General features: G+C 65.6%; 23 protein-coding genes. 17 read left to right on the top strand and 6 right to left on the bottom strand.

The annotated features are described in order from the left end of the window. Nucleotides 1–14 precede the first annotated feature (14 nt). The 8 genes from resB to FHS07_RS15820 all read left to right on the top strand — a co-directional run bounded on the left by resB (nucleotide 15) and on the right by FHS07_RS15820 (nucleotide 9713). A complete protein-coding gene (resB, locus tag FHS07_RS15855) occupies nucleotides 15–1550 on the top strand; it encodes a cytochrome c biogenesis protein ResB (protein ID WP_278100885.1) in 1536 nt (511 codons plus the stop codon). Nucleotides 1551–1560: 10 nt separating this feature from the next. Next, on the top strand, nucleotides 1561–2487 hold the full coding sequence (locus FHS07_RS15850; RefSeq protein WP_076677849.1) for a cytochrome c oxidase assembly protein: 927 nt from the start codon (nucleotides 1561–1563) through the stop codon (nucleotides 2485–2487). Then, entirely contained in the window at nucleotides 2484–4049 is a 1566-nt protein-coding gene (lnt, locus tag FHS07_RS15845; RefSeq protein ID WP_246383718.1) for an apolipoprotein N-acyltransferase, read from the top strand. Before FHS07_RS15850 ends, lnt begins: the two co-directional genes overlap by 4 nt. Before the next feature lie 749 nt (nucleotides 4050–4798). Beyond that, nucleotides 4799–5464, top strand: coding sequence for a copper resistance CopC family protein (locus FHS07_RS15840; RefSeq protein ID WP_343054744.1), 666 nt, complete (start codon nucleotides 4799–4801; stop codon nucleotides 5462–5464). Nucleotides 5465–5999: 535 nt separating this feature from the next. Next, entirely contained in the window at nucleotides 6000–6326 is a 327-nt protein-coding gene (locus tag FHS07_RS16570; protein WP_246383717.1) for a M23 family metallopeptidase, read from the top strand. Continuing rightward, on the top strand, nucleotides 6302–6775 hold the full coding sequence (locus tag FHS07_RS15830; protein ID WP_308192667.1) for a DUF4307 domain-containing protein: 474 nt from the start codon (nucleotides 6302–6304) through the stop codon (nucleotides 6773–6775). The genes FHS07_RS16570 and FHS07_RS15830 overlap by 25 nt, the downstream gene beginning before the upstream one ends. A gap of 11 nt (nucleotides 6776–6786) precedes the next feature. Continuing rightward, complete coding sequence (gene ccsB, locus FHS07_RS15825) at nucleotides 6787–7770, top strand: c-type cytochrome biogenesis protein CcsB (RefSeq protein ID WP_343054743.1); 984 nt, start codon at nucleotides 6787–6789, stop codon at nucleotides 7768–7770. A 236-nt stretch (nucleotides 7771–8006) separates the two neighbouring features. Next, nucleotides 8007–9713, top strand: a complete 1707-nt coding sequence (locus FHS07_RS15820; protein WP_183420875.1) for a cytochrome c oxidase assembly protein — start codon at nucleotides 8007–8009, stop codon at nucleotides 9711–9713. 74 nt (nucleotides 9714–9787) lie between these two features. Here the strand turns inward: FHS07_RS15820 and FHS07_RS15815 are convergent, their stop codons facing one another. Then, on the bottom strand, nucleotides 9788–10456 hold the full coding sequence (locus FHS07_RS15815) for a cation diffusion facilitator family transporter (RefSeq protein ID WP_183420874.1): 669 nt from the start codon (nucleotides 10454–10456) through the stop codon (nucleotides 9788–9790). Then, entirely contained in the window at nucleotides 10453–10830 is a 378-nt protein-coding gene (locus FHS07_RS15810) for an ArsR/SmtB family transcription factor (RefSeq protein WP_183420873.1), read from the bottom strand. The genes FHS07_RS15815 and FHS07_RS15810 overlap by 4 nt, the downstream gene beginning before the upstream one ends. 89 nt (nucleotides 10831–10919) lie before the next feature. Here FHS07_RS15810 and FHS07_RS15805 point away from each other — a divergent pair, with 89 nt between their 5' ends. The 8 genes from FHS07_RS15805 (at nucleotide 10920) to FHS07_RS15770 (ending at nucleotide 18693) form a co-directional block, all read left to right on the top strand. Further along, a complete protein-coding gene (locus FHS07_RS15805) occupies nucleotides 10920–11201 on the top strand; it encodes a metal-sensitive transcriptional regulator (protein WP_058233655.1) in 282 nt (93 codons plus the stop codon). 28 nt (nucleotides 11202–11229) lie between these two features. Next, the gene (locus FHS07_RS15800; RefSeq protein WP_183420872.1) at nucleotides 11230–11553 is read left to right on the top strand and encodes a cation transporter; all 324 of its coding nucleotides are present in this window, start codon (nucleotides 11230–11232) and stop codon (nucleotides 11551–11553) included. Next, nucleotides 11550–13811 carry a heavy metal translocating P-type ATPase gene (locus FHS07_RS15795; RefSeq protein WP_183420871.1) on the top strand — a complete coding sequence of 754 codons (2262 nt, stop codon included), beginning with the start codon at nucleotides 11550–11552 and terminating at the stop codon, nucleotides 13809–13811. Before FHS07_RS15800 ends, FHS07_RS15795 begins: the two co-directional genes overlap by 4 nt. 40 nt (nucleotides 13812–13851) lie before the next feature. Continuing rightward, complete coding sequence (locus tag FHS07_RS15790) at nucleotides 13852–16002, top strand: heavy metal translocating P-type ATPase (protein WP_425488165.1); 2151 nt, start codon at nucleotides 13852–13854, stop codon at nucleotides 16000–16002. A gap of 93 nt (nucleotides 16003–16095) precedes the next feature. Continuing rightward, nucleotides 16096–16500: a four-helix bundle copper-binding protein gene (locus FHS07_RS15785; RefSeq protein ID WP_108320501.1), complete on the top strand. Its 405-nt coding sequence runs from the start codon at nucleotides 16096–16098 to the stop codon at nucleotides 16498–16500. A 108-nt stretch (nucleotides 16501–16608) separates the two neighbouring features. Beyond that, nucleotides 16609–17061 carry a DUF6153 family protein gene (locus FHS07_RS15780; protein ID WP_108320502.1) on the top strand — a complete coding sequence of 151 codons (453 nt, stop codon included), beginning with the start codon at nucleotides 16609–16611 and terminating at the stop codon, nucleotides 17059–17061. An 89-nt stretch (nucleotides 17062–17150) separates the two neighbouring features. Then, nucleotides 17151–17756, top strand: coding sequence for a DUF305 domain-containing protein (locus FHS07_RS15775; protein ID WP_183420870.1), 606 nt, complete (start codon nucleotides 17151–17153; stop codon nucleotides 17754–17756). 64 nt (nucleotides 17757–17820) lie between these two features. After that, on the top strand, nucleotides 17821–18693 hold the full coding sequence (locus FHS07_RS15770) for a F510_1955 family glycosylhydrolase (protein ID WP_239277143.1): 873 nt from the start codon (nucleotides 17821–17823) through the stop codon (nucleotides 18691–18693). An 81-nt stretch (nucleotides 18694–18774) separates the two neighbouring features. Here FHS07_RS15770 and FHS07_RS15765 read toward each other — a convergent pair whose 3' ends face one another. From FHS07_RS15765 to FHS07_RS15750, 4 genes are all read right to left on the bottom strand, one after another. Continuing rightward, nucleotides 18775–19302, bottom strand: a complete 528-nt coding sequence (locus FHS07_RS15765; RefSeq protein WP_164878281.1) for a signal peptidase II — start codon at nucleotides 19300–19302, stop codon at nucleotides 18775–18777. Then, the gene (locus tag FHS07_RS15760) at nucleotides 19299–19910 is read right to left on the bottom strand and encodes a cadmium resistance transporter (RefSeq protein WP_183420869.1); all 612 of its coding nucleotides are present in this window, start codon (nucleotides 19908–19910) and stop codon (nucleotides 19299–19301) included. The genes FHS07_RS15765 and FHS07_RS15760 overlap by 4 nt, the downstream gene beginning before the upstream one ends. Beyond that, nucleotides 19907–20389, bottom strand: a complete 483-nt coding sequence (locus FHS07_RS15755; protein ID WP_319801395.1) for an ArsR/SmtB family transcription factor — start codon at nucleotides 20387–20389, stop codon at nucleotides 19907–19909. The genes FHS07_RS15760 and FHS07_RS15755 overlap by 4 nt, the downstream gene beginning before the upstream one ends. Nucleotides 20390–20482: 93 nt before the next feature. Beyond that, nucleotides 20483–20872: a heavy metal-responsive transcriptional regulator gene (locus tag FHS07_RS15750; RefSeq protein ID WP_108320786.1), complete on the bottom strand. Its 390-nt coding sequence runs from the start codon at nucleotides 20870–20872 to the stop codon at nucleotides 20483–20485. A 101-nt stretch (nucleotides 20873–20973) separates the two neighbouring features. Between FHS07_RS15750 and merA the strand changes: the two genes are divergently transcribed. Further along, nucleotides 20974–22398, top strand: coding sequence for a mercury(II) reductase (merA, locus tag FHS07_RS15745; protein WP_183420891.1), 1425 nt, complete (start codon nucleotides 20974–20976; stop codon nucleotides 22396–22398). The last annotated feature ends 240 nt before the right edge of the window (nucleotides 22399–22638 follow it).

Raw genomic sequence — 22638 nt, 5'->3', positions numbered from 1 at the left:
GCCAGCTCACCAGCATGCGCACCGCGCTCATCCTCCTGCTCTCCCTCGCCCTGGCCGCAGTACCCGGCTCACTGTTTCCTCAACGAGGCGCCGACCCCAACGGCGTCATCCAATGGGAGCGCAACAACCCCGAGTGGTTCCCGTTCCTCGACGCCGTCGGATTGTTCGACGTTTACTACTCGCCCTGGTTCTCGTCCATTTATCTGCTGCTGTTCGTATCCCTCATCGGGTGCGTCATCCCGCGGGCGAAACACCACTACCGCGCTCTCAAAGGACAACCGCCGCGCACACCCATCCGGTTCGCTCGACTCCCCGAACACCTCGAGCGAGCCATCCCCGGCGAGCATCTCACCCCCGCGGCAGCTTTGGATCTTGCCGAAACAGAACTCGCCCGGCGTCGCTATCGCGTCCGCCGCTACGACGGGAAGGGGTGGACCTCCGTTTCGGCCGAACGCGGGTACCTCCGCGAGACCGGCAACCTGCTCTTTCACATCGCCCTGGTCGGCGTGCTCGTCTCCGTCGTCGTCGGCAAGGCGTTCGCCTACACCGGCCAGCGCGTCGTGGTGGAGGGGACAACCTTCGTCAACACCCTCAGCGACTTCTCCTCCTTCGACCCCGGCCGTTTCGCGGACGGATCCAACCTGACGCCGTACTCCCTCACGCTGGACCGTTTCGACGTCACCTACCAGCCAGCAGGCTCCCCTGGCGGTGGGCAAGCGGGCGACTTCGCCGCCAACGTCACGATCAGATCCCCCGGAGCAGACGACCGAACCGAGCGGGTGGTCGTCAACTACCCCATCACTGTAGGGACCGACCGCATCCATCTCCTCGGAAACGGTTACGCGCCTACCCTCACCATCCGTGACGCGGAAGGTCAGATCGTTTATAGCGACTCACTACCCTTCCTCCCGCAAGACTCCAACATGACCTCACTAGGCGTCGTGAAAGTTCCGGATGGCTTGCCGCAGCAGCTCGGGCTGATCGGCTTTTTCTACCCCACACAGGACACCTTGCCCTCAGGTGCCGCCACCTCGATCTACCCCGACGTAATCAACCCCGTCATCACCCTCAACGCATTCGCAGGCGACCTGGGCATCGACGATGGAACCCCCCGTTCCGTCTACGCCCTGGAAGTTGACCAACTCACCCAGCTCACCGGCGGCAACACCGGACAGGAATCCATTGAACTCAGGCCCGGTACCACCGGTGCGCTGCCCAACGGGTGGGGCACCATCACCTGGGAGGAAGCCGACGGTGCTCCGGTGAAACGGTTCGCGTCCCTGCAGATCCAACGCGACCCCAGCAGCGGCTGGGTCCTCGCGTTCTCTGTGCTGGCCTGCGTCGGGCTGTTCACCGGACTTCTCATACCTCGCCGCCGAATCTGGGTGAAAGTCCACCACTCGGCGACCACAACCGACTCGACGATCCACGTGGAGTACGCCGCCCTCGCCCGAGGAGACGACCCGGGGCTTGCCCGCGCGGTCCAGCACCTAGCGGAGGCTCACACAGAAGTGTGTGAGCGGGCGAATACGGCCGCGCAGCCACGATAGGTCCACAGCTATGAACGCCCCCCTCGACCTTGGCGACTACCTGCTGCCCGCAGCGCACCCCTTTACCCTTTTGCCGGGCGCCGCAACGGTGATGGCCACCATCTACCTCCTCGGGGCGCTGCGTCTGTGGCGGCAGCATCGACGGTGGTCGGTGTTGCGCACGGTGAGCTTCGTCTCCGGCTGCGCAGCCCTCGCCGCCGTCACCGGCCTCGCTGTAGAGGACTACGGCAAAGCCCTGCTTTCGGTGTTCATGTTTCAGCAGCTGACATTGATGATGGCCATCCCACCGCTGCTCGTGCTCGGTTCCCCGGGAACCCTTCTGCTGCGTGCCACCCCGCACCGCGGCGTCGGAAAAAGTGTCCTCAAAGTGGCGCACGGCGCGTTGCGGTGGCGAGGGTCAAGATGGGCCCTAAGCCCCTGGGTCGCATTACCCGCCTACCTCGCGGCCTTCTACGGCCTGTACATCGCAGATCTGCTCGATCCCGTCCTAGCCCTCCCCGGCGGTCACACCGCCTTAGAATCGGCGTTCCTGATCAGCGGGATCCTGTTCACCATCCCGGTGCTCTCCACAGATCCACTACCGGTCCGCATGAGCCACGGAGGACGGGCACTCGACCTTTTCGCTGAGGCAGCGTTGCACGCCTTCTTCGGGGTGTTCCTCATGATGGCGACCAGTCTGGTAGTAGGAACATTCGCTGAATCGACCATTGCCCTAGGGATCGACCCCATCGAGGACCAACGCGTAGCCGGCGGTCTTGCATGGTCCTATGGCGAGGCGCCCACACTCATCATGATCCTGATCGTGATGCACCGGTGGTTCCGGCACGACTCCGTTCGTGACGCCGCCGCAAGCAGATGGGCGGACGCGCACGGGGATCCAGAGCTCGACGAGTACAACGAGTACCTGCGCCGTCTAGAGAAAGGCGGGTCCGCATGACAGCACTTCGAGGGGCAACCGGCGCGCTGCGCATGCCCTCTATGTGGACCAGCGGCACGGATTCCTTGCCCGTGACGGCGGCGTTGCCCTTGGCGGCAGCGGCGGGGTTGCTGATGGATGCGGCCACACCGGACCTCGGATGGTGGCCGCTTGCTTTCGTGAGCGTGACGATCCTGCTCGCGGCTCTCCTCGGAAGAGGCACGCTCGCTTCCTTCGTCGTGGGTTGCGTCTTCGGGGCCGTGTTCAACCTTGCCCACCTCGTATGGGTGGCGCAATTCCTCGGACCAGTGCCCTGGTTGGCCCTCAGCGCCCTGCAGACAGTCCTGATCGGTGTCAGCAGCATAACCATCACCCTCACCTACCGTTGGGTGAAGGTACGTAGGCTCGGCGGGGCCTTAGACCTGCTGGGTATCCCCGCGCTGGTAGCAGCCCTGTGGGCCGCGCGGGAAGTACTTGTCGGAATGTGGCCGTACTCGGGCTTCCCCTGGGCACGGGTAGGAATGACGCAAGTGTCGGGACCATTTCCTGAAGTGGCGTCCTGGGTGGGAACGACGGGTGTGACCTTCCTCGTCGTGGGCGTGTGCGCCGCCCTCGTGCAGGCCCTCAGACCGGGGCGTCGCACTCTGCGTGCCGGCGTGCCGGCGCTCGTGGGAGTCCTGCTCATGGCGGTCACACCCCAGTACGCCACCCGGAGTATCGGAACGTTCACCGTCGGGTGGGTCCAAGGCAACGGGCCGGCAGGCTATTTCGACGACCGCAACGAAGGCGACATGCTCCGAGCCCAAGCATCAACATCGAAAACGATTCGGGGCCAGCAGATGGACGTGCTCGCCTGGCCAGAGGGCTCCGTGGACATCGACCCGGCGTCTTCAGAACCCACACGTCGAGTGCTGAGTGAAATCTCCGCCGCGTACGGTGCCCCGCTCCTAATGAACGCCGCAACCACGAGAGGCGAGCAAACGTTCAACTCAACCATGCTGTGGACGACGGACGGTAGCGAGCAGAGCTACGACAAACTCAACCCCGTCCCGTTCGGCGAATACGTGCCCGACCGGTGGCTGTTTGAACGTCTCGCACCTGACCTTGTCAGTCTGATCCAGAGGGAGTACACCCCAGGCAGATCGGCGCCAGTGATGGATATAGGAGGCACCCGCGTCGGGCTGGCGATCTGTTTCGACGTCATCTACGACGACGTGATCTTCGATGCAGCACGGCAAGGCGCGCAGGTCTACATCTTCCAGACAAACAACGCCGACTTCCGCGGAACAGACGAGAACGTGCAGCAGCTCGCCATCGCGCGAATGCGAGCCATCGAAACCGGGCGCGCAGTGGTCAACGTCTCCACCGTGGGAACAAGCCAACTGATCAACCCCGATGGGTCGACCGAAGAGACCATCGGGGTGGACACGGCCGCTGGCCGAGTGAGCGAGGTGCCGCTACGGGCGGGGATCACGCCGGCGAGCTGGCTCAGCCCCACCATCGAAATTGCAATGGTCGTCGCATCGGCCGGTGTGCTGTTGTGCGTTCGTCTGCGTATCCACGTTCGTGCGCGGAAACGGTGATGAGCTGGACAAACGGCAGACCGCATCGCGCACCCCGTGCGAGCAGCGCACGCTTGGCCTCCGATGCCAGGCTGCCCCGGCTTGGCTGTGACGGCCAGTTCGGATTGGTACCATCGCTGCGATGCCGGTAAGCACGGGACGCGCCCCACTTGGGGCCAGTACCGCCTCCGTCGTGAGAATGAGGATCATCGCCAGCCTCGTCCTAATCTTGATGTGTCTGCTCGCTGTATGGTCAAGCAGCCACTCTGATGCTTCCACGACCTCCGATGCGGCGTCCGCGACCCACGCGTGGGAGAGCGATCAAGGTAGTCGAACAGTCCTCGATGAGCCCGCCGGTGACGTTGTCAACAGCCTGACGCAGGCTCTCCCAGCGGCGGCCGTAGCGCTATGCCTGGTAGGCGTGTGTGTGGCGGGAATGCTGCTGGAGCATCGCTTCCGTCTCATGCGGTCGAATCTCAATGTCATCCGCTCACCTCGACGCGATCAGCCTCACGTTTTACGTACCGTCCGCTCACACACCACGACGCTGAGCTTGACCGAACTGTCTCTCTCACGGACCTGACCCGTACCGGGGCTCCGAAAATCACACCTTCTCGGCTGATCTGACGCCAACGAAGTTGTAGTCGAACGCAACTTCCCACCCCTTCGGGCGCGGCCGTACAGGTGCACTCGGAGCGTTTCTGATCCGACGCTGGACGACTGCCGTGGGCGCCCAATCCCCGGGCGCCGCAGTCCCCCTGAAAGACGCCATGCACACACTTTTCGCCCCCCGTTCGCCTCGCTGGTTCGCAGCCGCCGGCATTGCCGTGACGGCACTATCCCTGATGTTCGTTCTACCCGGTTCGCCGCCGGCTCGTGCTCACGACGCTTTGGTCCAGTCCTCCCCAGCAGCGGACTCAGTCGTCTCAGCGACGCCCGCTGAGGTGTCAATGACATACAGCGGGGAGGTCTTCGACGCCTCCAGCGCCATCGCGGTCGAAGTGATTGACTCCTCAGGAGCGAACGTTGCGCTGACGCCTCCGGTCGTCGCTGACACGACGGTGACCCAGGCAGTGAAGCCAGTCACGTCTCCAGGCGTAGTCACGGTGCGATGGCGCGTGGTCTCCAGCGACGGTCACCCCATCAGCGGTGAGTACGCGTTCACGGTTGACGCTCCCGTAACGCCCACGGCGTCCGCCGAACCGGACCCCTCTGCAACCACGGGTGCCCCCTCCTCATCTGAGCAGAGCCCGGCCATCTCGTCGACACCAGAACAAAGCGCGACAGCAGACGCCGTGGCGGAGGTGAAAGAGCCACGGAGCGGAATCGGTCTTCCGCTGTTAGTGACTGGCGTCGCTGTCGTCATTCTGGGCGCGGCGGCGCTTGTGCTTTTCTCGTCCGGACGGCGTCGACGACAGCAGCAGGTGGGGCAGTGAAGGAACACCGTCAATGAGCAGTGAGATTTGGTCGACACACCAGTCACGCCCTCTAACGCGCAGGGAACGGCGCCACGCTGATGAGTTCAGGATGCGTGAGGCGCGGAGCTCCCACGGTCCTGAGGCCGCGCGCGCAATGCGCGCCCGCCCGCTTGTTGCGAGTGCGTTGGCGCTGGCGCTCATGTGTCCTCTGGCGCTGCCGGCGTACGCGGCCTCACCTGTCACGGACTCCGAGCCGACCTTGCAGCAAGCCGCTGCGGACGACTCACAACAATTCACCGTGTCCTCCGCGCTCCCCGCTTCGCCCCTGGACAGGCAGAGCTACGCAGCGACGTCTCAGGAAGAAATCCAGCAGAAAAAGGCGCGAGAGGCTGCGGCGGCCGCGGCCGCCGCAGCACGCGCAGCTCGGCCCGCTACCACCTTCGCTGCTGAACGCGCAGTCCCCGTCCTCGCCGCCGGTAGCGGGGTTGTGCGCTGGCCATTGACCTCGACGTTCAGAGTCACGGACCAATTCGGAGCAAGAGGCGGGGCGCACATGGGCACCGACATGGTGACCGCGGGCGGCACGCCAATCTACGCGTCCGTGGCCGGGACAGTCGATGTCTCGAGCGAGAGCTATGGCGCCTACGGCGTCGCTGTCACCGTTGAGTCCGTCGTCAACGGCCAACGTATCCGGGCCGTCTACCCGCACATGCAGTACAACACCCGGCAGGTCGGCAGCGGCCAGAAAGTGCAGGCGGGCCAACTCCTTGGACTCGTCGGAAGCACAGGCCGCTCCACCGCAAACCACTTGCATTTCGAGGTGTCCGTCAACGACGTCACCGTGGATTCCCTGGCGTGGTTGGAAGCGAATGCTCAGTGACTAAACGCGCCATTACAAAGCGCGGCGGCAGGCGCCGCGCCGCACCGCAGCGAACGGCACTGCAAAAGAAACTCGACGATCGATACGGCCGCACTTCGCTTCCCTGGCGTCGCCGAGCTTTTTGGATCAGTGTTGCTGTGTTCGCGGTGGCTGCCATTGCCTACCTGGTCTGGATCACACTTCAAAACAGCTTGGACGACATCTCCATCGCCGAGACCGGCTACCTCGTCGTCGATGAGCGGGCTGTGACGGTGTCCTTTCAAGCCACCCCTCCCTCCGGCGCACGGTTTGCGTGCGCCATCCAAGCCCTGGACGAGGATTTCGGCGTCGTGGGGTGGCGGGTCGTCGAGTACGCCCCCTTCCCCGAGACCACTCGATCCTTCACCGAGCGCGTTCCGACTCTCGCCCTGGCAACCACCGGCACCGTCAAAGAGTGCTGGACAATCTAAGGATTCCACCCGTGACCGAATCATCCGCCCTCACCCTTGATGGGCTGTCCCTGCTGATGGTGTGGACGGCCATCGGCGTTTACGCGCTCGCCTTTGCGGCGTATGCCATCGACCTTGCCGTGCGCGTGTCTCGCGTCGATGCGCCCGCTGCGGAACTCGTGACGGTCGGGGACGTGGCTCCACCGGTGGCGCCCCCGGCGGCCGCGGTGCAATTGCAAGTGCCGCCACATGAGCGCGAACGTCTCGTATGGGCACGTATCGGAACCGCCCTCACCATTTTGGGATTCGCGCTGCAGCTGAGCGGGGATGTCCTCCGAGGCATCGCCGCAGCTCGTGTGCCGTGGGCGAACATGTACGAATTCGCACTCACCGGCACTCTTCTCATCGTCGGCGTGTTCCTTTTCGCCCTTCGGCGGTACGACCTGCGTTTCCTCGGCTCCTTCTTGCTTGGGATGGTCGTCCTTCTTCTGGGTGGTGCGACCTTGGGGTTCTACGTCGAGGTCACCCCTCTGATGGACCCGCTGCGTAGCGTGTGGCTTGTCATCCACGTCTTCGTGGCCTCCCTTGCGACTGCGCTGTTCGCCATCGCGTGCGGCCTGTCCGTGACGCAACTTCTGCAACACCGGCGTGAGAGTCGCCCCTCCGTCAACACGCGGCGGGGCCTGCTTCGAACCCTCCCCACCGCTGAAGATCTGGAAGCCCTGGCTTACCGGTTCGCCATCATTGGCTTCATCTTCTGGACCTTCACCCTGATTGCCGGCGCGATTTGGGCAAACGACTCCTGGGGACGCTTCTGGGGTTTTGATACCAAAGAGGTGTGGACTTTCATCATCTGGGTGCTGTACGCCGGGTACATCCACGCTCGTGCCACCCGTGGATGGCGCGGTAACCGTTCTGCGTGGCTGTCTATCGTGGGGTTCGCTGCGGTGCTGTTCAACTTCACCGCCGTGAACATGTTCTTCAAGGGTCTGCATGCCTATTCGGGGCTGAACTGATGCCTACTTCCGGCGCTAAGCTCGGGCACGCCCACTCGACGGTAAGGGTGGGGGCACCTGGCTCCACGCGGCTTCCGTCTCTGCAACCGCGCCGGTGGAACGTGTACCGCGTGATTGCGCTCATCATCCTCGTCGTCAGCGCAGTCGCTGCCTTGGTGTGCGCTCTCGCAGTCGGCGGTGGCGCTGCCCCCTTGCAACTGGCCGACGCCGGGCCCCTCGCACGGTGGGGGCTGCCAGTGTCAAAGCTCGTCGTGAACATGAGCGCCGCGGGAATGGGAGGGGCGCTCTTTGTCGCCTTGTTCTCGTTGCGCGTCGAACAGCGCGGGTTTGAATTGGCGTTGGATGTTGCTGCGGTATCTGCCGCCATCTTCACCGTGGCATCTGCTGCTACTGGCTTCTTCAGCTTCATGGTCATCTTCAACCCCGCTTTGAATGCCGGTCCCGAATTTGGGTCTCAGCTTGGCCGGTACCTCGTGCAGACCGAGGGGGGACGTGTGTGGTTGATGACGACCATCGCGGGTGCCATTCTCGCGGTGCTCACATTCGCGGTGCGTTCGTGGGGCGGGACAGCGACCGTGGCACTTCTCGCGCTGGCAGCGCTTGTCCCGATGGGAACACAAGGCCACTCAGGTGATGAGGCCTCTCACCAGCAAGCCACGACAGCCATCGTCATACACATCATCGCCGCAGCGGTCTGGCTCGGTGGTCTGCTTCTGCTAGCGGTCATTCGTTCTGTCACTTCCAAGCGTGAGATGGCGACAGTTTTGATGCGGTACTCCACCATCGCCGTCATTGCCTTCGCGCTCGTCGCGTTCTCGGGCACGGTTCGCGCCGCCATCGGCCTAGAAACTTTCGGTGCGCTCGCCTCCCCTTACGGTCTCATCCTCATCGTCAAGGTTGTAGCCCTTACCGCCATCGGTGTTTTGGGGGCGATCTACCGACTGCGTCTACTCCGAAGGATGCGCGCCGACCCCAGCAACTCCAAGACTTTCTGGCTGCTGTTGTGTGCGGAGCTGGGATTGATGGGGATCGCTAGTGGAGCGGCTGCCGCTCTCGCGAGAACACCGCCGCCGATTCTCCCCGAACCTGCAGGCGCGCTCACACCCGCTGAGGTACTCACCGGCGCCCCGCTACCTCCTGAGTGGACTATGTCGCGTTGGTTCACGGCGTGGAGCCCCGACCTGCTGTGGTTAGTTGCCGGCGTGCTCGGACTCATCTTCTACGTGAGCGCAGTGCGACGGCTAAAGGCTCGTGGGTACCGATGGAACCCCTGGCGGGCGACCGCGTGGGTGGCAGGGACGCTCATCTTGGTATGGGTCACTAGCGGAGCGTTGGGCGCTTACCGTAGCTACATCTACAGTGCGCACGTTCTTGGAGTAGTCATTCTCCTTGTCGGGGTGGTGCCCCTTCTCGCAGCCGGGGCGCCAATCGAGCTCGCCCGCAAAGCAGCCCATCGCCGCGAGGACGGCAGCAGGGGAGGGTATGAGTGGGCGCAGGTGCTCATGCATTCGCGAGGTGTGCGTTTCGCTTCGGCGCCCGTGGTCGCTGTCCCGACCACCGCAATGTTGATTTGGCTACTTTTCAGTTCTGACCTCCTCCGTTGGACAGTAGGGGATCTGCTAGGGCGGCAGATGACGACGGCAGCAATCCTCCTCGTGGGATCTCTGCTCGTGCGTGGCTTGATAGGTGGTGACGGGCCTCGCCGTCGACCGACACAGATGAAGCTGCTGATGGTCGTTGGTTTAGTTGCAGCGATGGCGGCTGCATCTGTGTACATCTCTACTGCCGGTCTAGTGGCCGCCGACTGGTTCGGTGCGATGGGCCGCACTTGGGGTAGGGCGCCCGCTGAAGACCAAGACTTCGGTGGAGTGGTGCTGGCTGCCGGCTCCGCGATCGCGTTCGTTCTGGGTGGGTGGGTGGTATTCCGCTCCCGTGTGCGGTAGAACGACGTCCTAGATTCCTCATGCCGCGTGCGACAGAAGCCGTCATGGCTGATCTGAGGTGCTTCAACCGCTCATCAGTGGTGGTCGTCGTCGTGCTCCTCCTCGAGGAGCATCCCCACGGAGGTGGCGCAGGCGTCACCGCGCCATGCCTCGATGCCTTCTCGGATTGCGAAGCCGGCGATGACGAGTCCGGCGATCGCGTCGGCCCACCACCAGCCGAACAGGCTGTTGACGACAAGGCCGATGAGAACCGCGGCGGACAGGTAGGTGCAGATGAGGGTCTGCTTGGAGTCGGCCACAGCGGTAGCCGATCCCAGCTCGCGGCCCGCCCGGCGCTCCGCCAGCGAGAGGAACGGCATGATGACGACGCTGAGGGCTGTGAGCACGATTCCGACCGTGGAATGCTGCACGTCGACTTGGCCCACGAGCGCGAGCACCGACGTTGCGGTGACGTAGGCGGCGAGGGCGAAGAACGCCACGGCGATGACGCGCAGCGTGCCCTTCTCCCACCGTTCCGGGTCGCGGCGGGTGAACTGCCAGGCGACAGCCGCGGCAGAAAGCACCTCGATGGTGGAGTCAAGCCCGAAGCCGATCAGCGCAGCCGATGAGGCGACCGTGCCGGCGGTGATGGCGACGACGGCCTCGATGAGGTTGTAGGCGATCGTCGCGGTGACGATCCACTTGATGCGTCGTTGGAGAGTGTGCCGGCGGTCGTCGGTGGGGCGAGGGGTGGTGGTGGTCATGCGCAGGTGCAGCTTTCTCCGGCGCAGCAGCCCGGTTCGACATAGAGGACGACGCGTAGCAGCTCGTCCAGGGCGGGTGAGAGGTGAGAGTCAGCAAGCCGATACCAGGTGCGCCGCCCATCCGGCACAGCCTCCACGAGCCCGCACCCTCGAAGGCACGCGAGCTGGTTCGACATGACCTGTCGGGAGACGCCGAGAGCGTCCGCTAGGTCGGAGGGGTAGGCGGGTGCTTCCCGCAGTGCCAGCAGCACGCCCGCGCGCGTGGAGTCGGAGAGCGCGCGGCCGAGGCGCGCGAGCGCGGCGGTATGCGTCACGGTGGCAGTCGCAGTGGCTGTGGACACGTGTCGACAGTACAGGACTTGCTGAATAATCATCCCCGGTTGGGCGGCCCACTCCGGTGGACGCGCGCAGGGGGATGAATAGGAGTGTTGCGCTACATACCCTAGGGGGGTATGGTATCTGGGTGAACGGATACGAGGGCAACAAAGACGACCTCCAGAAGCGGCTGCGTCGCGTCGAGGGTCAGGTACGAGGAATCGCCCGAATGGTCGATGAAGACAAGTACTGCATCGACATCCTTACGCAGGTCTCCGCCGCGACGAAGGCTTTGGAGACGGTTGCGCTATCCCTGCTCGGGGATCACCTCCGCCACTGCGTCGCGGAGGCGAGCGCAGAGGGCGGCCAGGTTGCCGCAGAGAAGATTCGTGAGGCCAACGACGCGATTGCACGGCTCGTCCGTTCCTGATCCCGCACCAACCCCAGAGGAGCAAATCATGACCGACCGCATCGACCTCGGCCTGAAAGACACCAACGCCGGCTGCGCTTGCTGCGCCACGTCCGCAGCGACAGACGCACCCGCGTCCACCGCGGCGACGGTGACAGAAGACGTCCTGGTGACCGGAATGACATGCTCGCACTGCGTGTCGAGCGTCACGGAGGAGCTGACTGCGATCGACGGTGTCGAGAACGTCACGGTAGACCTCAACGCCGGCGGTACGTCGCGCGTCACCATCCACAGCTTGACCCCGATCGATGCTGCCGCAGTGCAGGCCGCGGTGGAGGAGGCCGGCTACACCCTGGCCGGCGCACCCGCATGAGCGCGGTCGACGTCGAACTCGATATTTCCGGGATGACATGCGCGTCGTGTGCGACCCGGATTGAACGCAAGCTGAACAAGCTTCCCGGTGTGGAAGCAACGGTGAACTACGCCACCGAAAAAGCACGTGTTCGCGGGAACGACGTCGACCCTGCCACCCTGATCGCCGCCGTCGAATCCGCGGGGTACCAGGCGGCTCTCCCCGCACCGCCACCGAGCGGTGATATCGATGAGAACACCCCAAACCGAGAGGACGGCGAGGTCGGGGCGCTACGGCGGCGTCTGCTGATTAGTGCCGCCCTGTCGCTGCCGGTGGCAGTGTTGTCGATGGTCCCGGCGCTGCAGTTCGAGTACTGGCAGTGGCTTGCCCTCACTCTCACCGCCCCGGTGGCGGTCTGGGGCGCGTGGCCGTTCCACCGGGCCGCGGCCGTCAACGCCCGACACGGCGCGGCGACCATGGACACCCTCATCAGCGTTGGCGTCATCGCCGCATTCGGGTGGTCCCTTTACGCGCTGTTCTTCGGTGGCGCAGGCATGCCCGGCATGACGATGACGTTCACCCTCGTCGGTACCCCGCAGGCCGGGGGCCACGAAATCTATCTGGAAGTGGCCGCGCTGGTCACCGTCTTTATCCTGGCCGGGCGGTATGCCGAAGCGCGCGCGAGGAAATCATCGTCGGAGGCGTTACGGGCGCTGCTGGAGATGGGCGCGAAGCACGCCACGCAGCTCGTCGACGGCGCCGAACGGATGGTGCCGGTCGCGCAGCTGTCGGTCGGAGACACTGTGCTCGTTCGACCGGGGGAGAAGATTCCCTCCGACGGGCTGGTGATCGATGGTGCCTCCGCCGTCGATGCCAGCATGCTCACCGGAGAATCAGTCCCCGTCGAGGTGACGACTGGGTCGCGCGTCGTAGGAGCGACGGTGAATGTCGGCGGCCGCCTCACCGTAGAAATCACCCGGGTCGGCGCCGACACCGAGCTCGCGCGCATGCGCCGGCTGATGGAGGAAGCCCAAACCGGCAAGGCCAAGGTGCAACGCATCGCTGACCGGGTGTCGGCCGTGTTCGTCCCGATCGTCATCGGACTTGCCGCCGCCGCCTTCGTCGGCTGGATGATCGCTGGGGCATCGCTGGAACAAGCGTTCACCGCCGCGGTCGCGACACTAATCATCGCGTGCCCGTGCGCGCTTGGCCTCGCCACCCCCACCGCCCTCTTGGTGGGCACCGGCCGGGGCTCGCAGCTGGGAATCTTGATCCGTGGACCGCAGGTGCTGGAGCAGACCCGCACCGTCGACACCATCGTGCTCGACAAGACCGGCACCGTGACCACCGGCAAGATGACCGTCACCACCGTTCACCCCGCCCCTGGTGTCACCCGGGACGAGCTGCTGCGGGTCGCCGCTGCGGTCGAGGCGGGCTCCGAGCATCCCGTCGCCCGCGCGATCACCGCCACCGCGCCTGGTGCATATGCGGACAGCTTCGCCTCGCACGCCGGGTTCGGTGTGCAGGGGATCGTGGACGGCGCCGCGGTGGTCGCGGGCCGCGCCTCCTGGCTGGCCGAGCAGTGGGGCATCCACCCACCGTCGGAGGCCGCAGCGGAGCTGAACACGCTCGCTCGTACCAGTACCGCAATCGCGGTCGGCCGCGACGGGCAGTACCTGGGCGCGATCGGCGTGGCGGACACGGTGAAGCCGACCAGCTCGACCGCCATCGCACTGTTCCGCGCACTCGGGCTGCGCCCGGTGCTCCTCACCGGCGACAATGACACCACGGCCGCACGGATTGCCGCTGAGGTCGGCATCTCCGACGTGCACGCCGGCGTCACCCCCGCCGGGAAGCTCGAAGTGATCCGCCGGCTCCAAAACGATGGCCACGTGGTCGCAATGGTCGGTGACGGCGTCAACGACGCCGCGGCCCTCGCCGCAGCCGACCTCGGCCTTGCGATGGGGGGCGGCACGGACGCGGCGATCGCCGCCAGTGACATCACGATCGTCTCCGGCGACCTGACCGTCGTGGCCGACGCGATCCGACTCTCCCGCCGCACCCTCCGCACCATCAAGAGCAATCTGTTCTGGGCCTTCGCCTACAACGTCGCCGCCATCCCGATCGCCATGGCCGGGCTGCTGAACCCGCTCGTCGCCGCGGCGGCCATGGCGCTGTCGTCGGTGTTCGTCGTGACCAACAGCCTCCGGCTGCGCCGGTTCCGCCCCGAGCCGGCACCCGTGCACATCGCCCGCACTCCCATGCCCCAACCGGCCTGAATCGTGCGCCGTGGCGGCGCACCCAGCGAAGGAGGCTCCCATGAGCCAGCACGAACATCACAACCACTCGGCCCGCACGAACCACCAGGGCCACAACGCTCCGGCGGCAACGGCAGTACACGACCACGCAGCGATGGGCCACCCGCACGGCACGGATGATCGGGCACCTGCGGCGGGGCACGCCGGGCACGGTCACGCCGACCACGGCGGTCACGCCGGTCACGGTGATCACGTCGCCCGGTTCCGGCGGCTGTTCTGGATCATGCTGGTTCTCGCGGTGCCGGTCGTGGCTTTCTCCAGCATGTTCTCGATGCTGATCGGCTACCCGCTGCCGGACGCGGCGTGGGTGGGATGGGTGTCCCCGATTCTCGGGACCGTCATGTATGTCTGGGGTGGCGCCCCGTTCCTTACCGGCGCCGTCAGCGAGCTGCGCGCCCGCAAGCCCGGCATGATGCTTCTCATTGCCCTCGCGATCACCGTCGCGTTCCTCGCGTCCTGGGGGGCAAGCCTCGGGCTGTTGCACCACGAGTTGGACTTCTGGTGGGAGCTGGCGCTGCTGGTCGTCATCATGCTTCTCGGGCACTGGATCGAGATGCGATCCCTCGCCCAGACCACCTCCGCCCTCGACTCCCTCGCCGCGCTCCTGCCCGACGAGGCCGAGAAGGTGGACGGGGAAACCACCGTCACCGTCGCCCCCGCTGAGCTGCAGGTCGGTGACGTGGTTGTGGTCCGCCCCGGTGGGCGGGTTCCCGCGGACGGGCGGATCGTGCAGGGCTCGGCCAGCATGGACGAGTCGATGATCACCGGAGAATCCCGCCCCGTTCGCCGCGGCGACGGCGATCAGGTCGTCGCCGGCACGGTCGCCACCGACTCCGGAGTTCGCGTAGAAATCACCGCGGTCGGGCAGGACACCGCCCTCGCGGGCATCCAAAAGCTCGTCTCTGAGGCTCAAAACTCCTCCTCTCGCGCGCAGCGGCTCGCGGACCGTGCTGCGGGGTGGCTGTTCTGGTTCGCGCTCGGCGCGGCCGCGGTCACCGCTGTGGTGTGGTCCCTGGTGGGATTCCCCGACGAAGCGGTCATCCGCACCATCACCGTTCTGGTCATCGCCTGCCCGCACGCCTTGGGACTGGCGATCCCGCTCGTCGTGTCGATCGCCACGGAGCGTGCCGCGCGCGGCGGTGTTCTGATCAAGGACCGTCTCGCGCTGGAAAGCATGCGCACCGTCGACACGGTGCTGTTCGACAAGACCGGCACACTCACCAAGGGAACGCCGGCCGTCACCGCGATCGACCCTGCCGAAGGGGTCGATGCAGACGAACTGCTGGCCTTGGCCGCCGCCGCCGAGGCGGACTCTGAACACCCCCTTGCTCGGGCGATCGTGAACGCCGCGAAAGAGAAGCAGCTCACCGTCCCCTCCTCCAACGACTTTGAATCGTCACCGGCCGTCGGTGTCCGCGCGCAGGTCACCGGGCGCACCGTCCAGGTCGGCGGCCCCTACATGCTCGAGCAGGAGAAGGCCGCTGAGCGGTCGATCGCGAACGAGTGGCGCAAGGAGGGTGCGATCATCCTCCACGTCCTCATCGACGGGCAGGTGGCAGGAGCGCTGCGCCTGGCGGACGAGATCCGCCCCGAATCGCGCGCCGCGGTCGACGCACTGCACCAGCGGGGCGTGCAGGTGGTCATGATCACCGGAGACGCCGAAGCGGTTGCCGCCTCCGTCGCCGCCGACCTCGGCATCGACCGCTACTTCGCCGGGGTCCGCCCAGAAGACAAAGCATCCAAGGTCAAGCAGCTCCAGAACGAATCCCGCAAGGTCGCCATGGTCGGTGACGGGGTGAACGACGCACCCGCCCTCGCGCAAGCCGATGTCGGTATCGCCATCGGCGCGGGCACCGACGTCGCCATCGCGTCCGCCGGGGTCATCCTCGCCAGCGACGACCCCCGCTCCGTGCTGTCCGTGATCGACCTGTCGCGGGCCAGCTATCGGAAGATGAAGCAGAACCTGTGGTGGGCCGCCGGATACAACCTCATCTCCGTCCCCCTCGCCGCCGGAGTGCTCGCCCCTATCGGGTTCGTCCTCCCCATGTCCGTCGGAGCGATCCTGATGTCGCTGTCCACGATCGTCGTCGCGCTCAACGCGCAACTCCTGCGTCGGCTCGACCTCAGCCCGCAAGCCGTCGCCGCGAAGTAGTTTCCCCGCGCCCGCAACCCCCCGAATCGTCCCCGTCGCCCGCTCGTATCGTGGCAGGCGCCGGGGACGGTCCCCGGGAAAGGACCAGCGAACATGACTGCTATCGATCAGATGCTCACTACTCACCCCAAGGCCGCGTCCATTGAGGCCGCGGACGTACTCGCCCGCTGCATTGAGGCCTGCATCGAATGCGCGCAGACCTGCACCGCGTGTGCCGACGCGTGCCTGTCAGAAGACATGGTGGCCGAGCTGGTGACGTGCATCACCAAAAACGCCAACTGCGCCGACATCTGCACCGCGACCGGTGCGGTGCTTTCTCGACAGACGACGGTGGACGTCGAGGTGGTTCGCGCTGTTGTGGAGGCATGCCGCACCGCGTGCGCCGCGTGCGCGCAGGAATGCGAGCAGCACGCCGACATGCACGAGCACTGCCGGGTCTGCGCAGAGGCATGCCGCCGCTGCGAGCAGGCGTGCAACGACCTCCTCGCGGCGTTGTAACCCACCAGTTCCCGTCACCCACTCGCGGGCAAAGCGCGCGTTGGCCGTCAAGCGGCCCACCCGCCCTCGCCGGCGAAAGTTAGCCTAGAAACCGACCAGGAGGTGAAGATGTCGCTGATTACCCTCGCGCAGCATGTGCGTGGCCAGCGTGCATTCACCCGCACCCTGCTGATGGTGATCGCTGTAACCGGCGCCGTCATCGTGGGGCTCCTGGCAATGCACTCCCTCAACACCCACACCACCGCCTCCGGACATGGCGACACGGTGGCTGTCGCGGGAGAGGTATCGACCCATCACGATGCGTCGCCCCTCTCCGCCCAGCTGAACACGACCGCCGCCCACGACGACGGCTGCGGCGACTGTGGCGACGATCACGCCATGGCCTGGATGGCGTGCGTGTTGGCGCTGCTTGTCAGCGTGCTCGTGCTCGCACGTCACCGTATCGGGTGGCGCATTACCGTCCGAGACGACGTACTCCGCGCGGTACAGGCCCGGTGGCCCGCGCCCGCACAGATTGTCCCGCCACCTTCCCTCACGGTTCTCTGCATCAGTCGCACGTGATGACGCGTACGCCCGCCTTCCGCGCGGGCAACGCATCTTCCCGCACGACAACCGTCGTGCCTCATCACCGACCGATGGAGACAACCACCATGAAGACCCGCGCCGCGGCGACCGCCGCGTTCACTCTCGCCGCCCTGCTCACTCTCGCCGGATGCTCCGGCGGAACCACCTCGGGCGGCAGCATGCCCGGAATGGACCACGGAAGCAGCAGCAGCGCTACCCCCGCGCAATCTGCTGACGCCAACGAAGCGGACGTCATGTTCGCCACCATGATGATCGAGCACCACACTCAAGCGATCGAGATGTCCGACACGCTCCTGTCGAAAGACGGCATCGACGAGCGCGTCACCGCCCTGGCGGAGCAGATCAAGGCCGCTCAAGAGCCTGAAATTGCGACCATGGAAGGGTGGCTCGAGGACTGGGGAGCCACCTCCTCCGACATGGGCGGCATGGACCACAGCGGCGGCGGCATGATGAGCGAGGACGACATGCAGGCCCTCGAGCAGGCCACCGGCACGGACGCCGCCCGACTGTTCCTTCAGCAGATGATCGAACACCACCGCGGCGCGATCGAGATGGCCCAGGAAGAGGCCAGCAACGGCCAGAACAGCGACGCCGTCGCCCTGGCCAACCAGATCGTCGAATCGCAGACGTCCGAAATCGCGACCATGGAGGAGCTTCTGGCAACTCTCTGATCACCCGGGTGGGGCGCGGAAAACCACCGCGCCCCACCACCCGATCAGACGAAACGCACCCCCAATGCAGCACCACCACACCAACCTCACCGCGCCGGGCTCCCGCACCCGCGCCTTGTCCTTGGTCACCCTCGTCCCCATGGTCGCGCTCGCTCTCGCAGGCTGCGCCGGTTCACCGTCCCTCACCGGTGACGACCACCCTGAGCAGCCGCTCACGCACGTGCACGGCATCGTTGATGACCCCGCCACCGATGGGTTCCTTATCGGAACCCACGAGGGCATCTTCACCGTCACCCGTGACGGTGAGCTGGGCGCCCGCCTGGCGAAGACGGACTTCGATGCGATGGGCCTGACCGTCCTTGACGACACACTCGTGGCATCTGGCCACCCCGGTCGGACCACCCCGCCCGAGCTGGGAGCCCCCAACCTGGGCATCATCCGAAGCTCCGACAACGGGCAGAGCTGGCAACCCACCGCATTCACAGGCGAGAAAGACTTTCACGCCCTCGCCGCGGACCCCCGCGGAACGCTCTACGGCGTCGCCACCGACGCCAATGAAATGCTCACCAGCACAGACGGCGGTGTCTCCTGGCAGCCCACCGGGGCACCCGTCTACGCCATGTCGCTCGCCGTTGACGCAGCAGGGCGAGTGATGGCCTCCACCGCGGATGGTCTGCTGGTCAGCACCGACCGGGCTGCCACATTTCAGGCGTGGCCGGATGCTCCCCTTCTTGCCGGGCTCAGCGCCTCCCCGGACCACAACCGCGTGGTCGGTATCGGCACCCAGGGACGGATCTGGGCCACAACCGCGGGAGCGCAGAACTGGTTCGAAGTCGGAACGATCCACGGCACCGCCCAAGCCGTCACCATCACCAACAACGGCGACATCCTCGTCGTCGATGACAGCGGCCTGAGCCTCATCCCCTACCAGCAGTAACGCGCATCGCGGCGGGCACCGCCCTCCGCCACCCGCGAAGGGCCCGCACGAATACCCGTGCGGGCCCTCCTCGTTCCCAGATCAGCCGCGGTGCTGGGAACCGTCACCGGTGCTCCCGCTGATGGGAGCGTGGTCTCGACGGAGCAGATACAAGGCTGCCCACCCGAGCAGGCCGAGGGTTGTGAAGATGTCAGCCACGTTGAAGATGGCGAACCAGTCGACAGCGATGAAGTCGACGACCTCTCCGCTGAGCGGTCCGGTTTCAGCGCGTGTGGTGCGGTCCCACAGGTTGCCGATCGCGCCGCCGAGGGCGGCAGCCAGCAGCGCAGTAGCGCCCATGCTCTGCCTCCGCAGCACTCGGATGACGATCCACGTGAGCAGCGCGGCGACAAGGACCATAACGCCGACGACAAGCGGCGCTCCCACATCGCCGCCGAGACCGAATGCGACCCCAGGGTTGAACACGAGGCGCAGGGATACGCCCAGCCCAAGGTCGATATCACGGCCTCCGTCGAGGTAGGACAGGGCCCACGCTTTGGTGAGTTGGTCGACCGTGAAGGCGGCAACTACGGCAGCAGCGGCAGCGAGGAGGCGTGTGAATCTGCTCACGACAGGACTTCGATGAGGCGAACGATCACGCCGGACTCGATCAGGATGTACAGGCCCAGCCCGATGAACACGGCCGGCACGAGCCAGTGCTCGATCTTCTCAAGAGCCTCTGTGACAGCCTTGCTGGTACCCACGAAGCGGGCGATAAGACACCACACGGCAACGAGTACCAAGAACACGATGATGGTAACGATGGTGTCCGGAACCGGGTTGGTGCGGAAGACAGGTGTGTACAGCGAGATGTTGTCGGCGCCGTTTGCGATGGTGATGCCGGCAACTCCGAGCAGGCCCCCGGCGCTGATGGAGCTTTCGTCGTCGTCGTCATCGTCGCCGCGATGTCGGAGCGTACGAATCAGCCCGTAAACACCGATCGCAAGTGGGACCAGGCCCAGCAGCCCGACCCATTCGTCCGGGACGATGGTGAGGCCTGCGGCGGCGAGGCTGCTGATTGCGACCAGGGCGATGAAGCCGAGGTACTGTCCGGCCACGACCTTCCATCCCGGGAGGGCTCCGCGTGCGGACGCGAGAAACAGAACGGTGAGGACGACGATGTCGTCGATGTTCGTCGCCGCGAACAGGCCGATGGCGGCCACGATGGTTCCGATCATCGGGCGTCGCTCCCGTACGTCTTGCACAGATCGACCTTGAAACCCGTCGCGGCGAGGAGTCGCTCGGCCGCTTCGAGAACATCGATCACCTCGGGAGTGGAGACAGAGTAAAAGTTCTGTCGGCCCTCACTGCGGGCAACAACGAGTCCGCATTCGCGGAGGCATCCAACGTGCTCTGACACGGTTGACTGCGCCAAGCCGAGTTCGTCGGTGAGGTCCCTCACCCGCGCTTCACCAACGGACAGCCGACGCAGGATCGTCAGGCGACTGTGATCGGCAAGAGAGTGGAACAGAGATACAGCAGCTGCGAGCTCTTGTGTCATCGGCATGTGACGATCATATCGGTAACTGCCGATTAATAAGTGGTGCGAAACCGATCGGTTTCGCACCACCCACGGGGCAATCGACGAGGTGCCGGAATGTTGTGACTGATGACGCTCTTTGGCGGTGTTCTTGCAGTGCTGTTTGGCGGCGGTCATCCGATGTCGCGGTGATGGTCTCGAGTCCGTCCTCTCCGCCCGGGGATCACCGGAGACGACTCATAGTTCTCAGACCTCTCGATCGGGGCGCTGCTATAGGTAGCGGCAGACCTGGTCGGTGCTGCAGGTGTCGGGCTCGACGTGGTCTGCCTGGTCGCGTAGCGCGGCGAGGGTGTCGCGGAGGTCGTGGAGCTGTGCGAGTTGCTGGTCGATGTCAGCGAGGCGTGTGTCGAGCAGGTCGCGAACATGGTTGCAGGGGGCTTGGCCGTGGTCGCGGATGTCGAGGATCTGCCGGATTTGGGCCAGGGTGAGTCCGGCTGCTTGACCGCGGTGGATGAAGTTGATACGGGCAAGCGCCGCAGTCGTGTAGTCGCGGTAGCCGCTGGGTGTGCGCTCGGTCGCGGGTAGGAGTCCCTGGTCTTCGTAGAACCGCAGCGTCTTTGCGGTCGTCTCGGCCGCCTCAGCGAGTTCACCGATCCGCATTATAGACGCTCCTTCGTCAGAGGACTTGACCTTCCACCGCACAGGAAGGTTGATGATGACTGTAGCAGCGAATGTTCGCGATAGGTCCGGGAGGGATCGGAATGCAGTCGAGGTTTGATCTGGCCGTGATCGGATCGGGTGGTGCGGCGTTCGCCGCTGCGATCCGCGCCACCATGCTGGGCAAGTCGGTGGTGATGGTGGAGCGCGGCACGTTCGGTGGCACGTGCGTGAACACCGGGTGTGTGCCGTCCAAGGCGCTGATCGCTGCCGGTGAGGCCCGCCATGTGGCGGCGGACGCCGGCGCCCGATTCCCAGGGATTGCCGCTACCGCGGGCCCGGTGGACATGCCCGGTCTGGTGCGTGGCAAGCAGGAGCTGGCCGAGGCCATGCGGGGGGAGAAGTACTTCGACGTGGCCGAGGCGTACGGCTGGCCGGTCCGGCAGGGCGACGCAGCCTTCGCTGGCACTCCGGATGCGCCCGTGTTGGAGGTCACCGCTGCCGACGGCACCGTTGAGACCATCGAGACCGCGCATTACCTAATCGCCACGGGCTCCGCCCCCTGGGCCCCGCCCGTCGAGGGGCTCGACGACGTTGGCTACCTGACGTCGACGTCGGCGATGGAGCTGACCGAGGTGCCCGACTCGTTGGTGGTGCTGGGTGGTGGCTCCGTGGCGCTGGAGTTGGCTCAGCTGTTTGCCCGGCTGGGTTCGACGGTGACCATGCTGGTGCGTTCCCGGCTCGCGTCGAAGGAGGAGCCCGAGGTTTCCAAGGCTCTGCAGGAGGTCTTCGCCGACGAGTGCATCCGGGTGGTCCGCCGTGCTGTTCCGCCCCGGGTCGTCCGAGACACCGCCACCGGTCAGGTCGTTGTCACGGCGGAGGTCTCCGGCGGTGAGCAGGAGTTCCGTGCGGACGAGATCCTCGTCGCGCTCGGACGCCGCCCGGTCACGGCAGGACTCAACCTCGACGTCGTCGGGGTGAAGACCGGCGACGCCGGACAGGTCGTCGTCACCGACGAACTGCGAACCTCCAACCCTCGGGTCTGGGCGGCCGGGGATGTCACCGGGCACCCCGAGTTCGTCTACGTCGCGGCACGCCACGGCACGCTGGTCGCCGAGAACGCCTTCAACGGAGCGGACGCAGCGGTCGACTACACGCGGATGCCGCGGGTGACGTTCACCAGTCCCGCGATCGGCGCGGTCGGGATGACCGAGGAAGAGGTCATCGCGGCCGGGATCCGCTGCGACTGTCGGGTCCTGCCTCTGCACTATGTGCCTCGTGCGGTGGTGAACCGGGACACCCGCGGGTTCATCAAGATGGTTGCCAACGCCGACACTGGTGAAATCCTCGGCCTCACCGCGGTCGCTCAGGACGCGGGCGAGCTCGCCGCCGCCGGCGTCTACATCCTCGGCAAGACCATCACCGAGGTCGCCGACGCGTGGGCCCCGTATCTGACCATGGCCGAGGGCATCCGTATCGTCGCGAAAGCGTTCACCACCGACGTCTCGAAACTGTCCTGCTGCGCCTGACAGTGCACCGACGCACGCACCCCATCAGAACTGGATCAATTACGATGACGAACCTTGCTACCGACCTGATCGACCGTCTCGCCGGATCCGCCGAGACAACCCTGCTGGTCCCGTTGCTCCGGCTGCTTGCGGATGGTGACCCGGTTAGGCCGTGTTGCTATATCCATTGGAGTGCTGCGGCGAGGTTGAGTCCGGCTGCGTATGAGGTGGCGGTCTTGTCGTAGCGTGACGCGAGTCCTC

This window comes from Microbacterium proteolyticum (assembly GCF_014192415.1).
Classification (GTDB): domain Bacteria; phylum Actinomycetota; class Actinomycetes; order Actinomycetales; family Microbacteriaceae; genus Microbacterium; species Microbacterium proteolyticum.
Note: the sequence above shows the minus strand (reverse complement) of the source record. Positions and strands in the feature narration are given on the sequence as shown.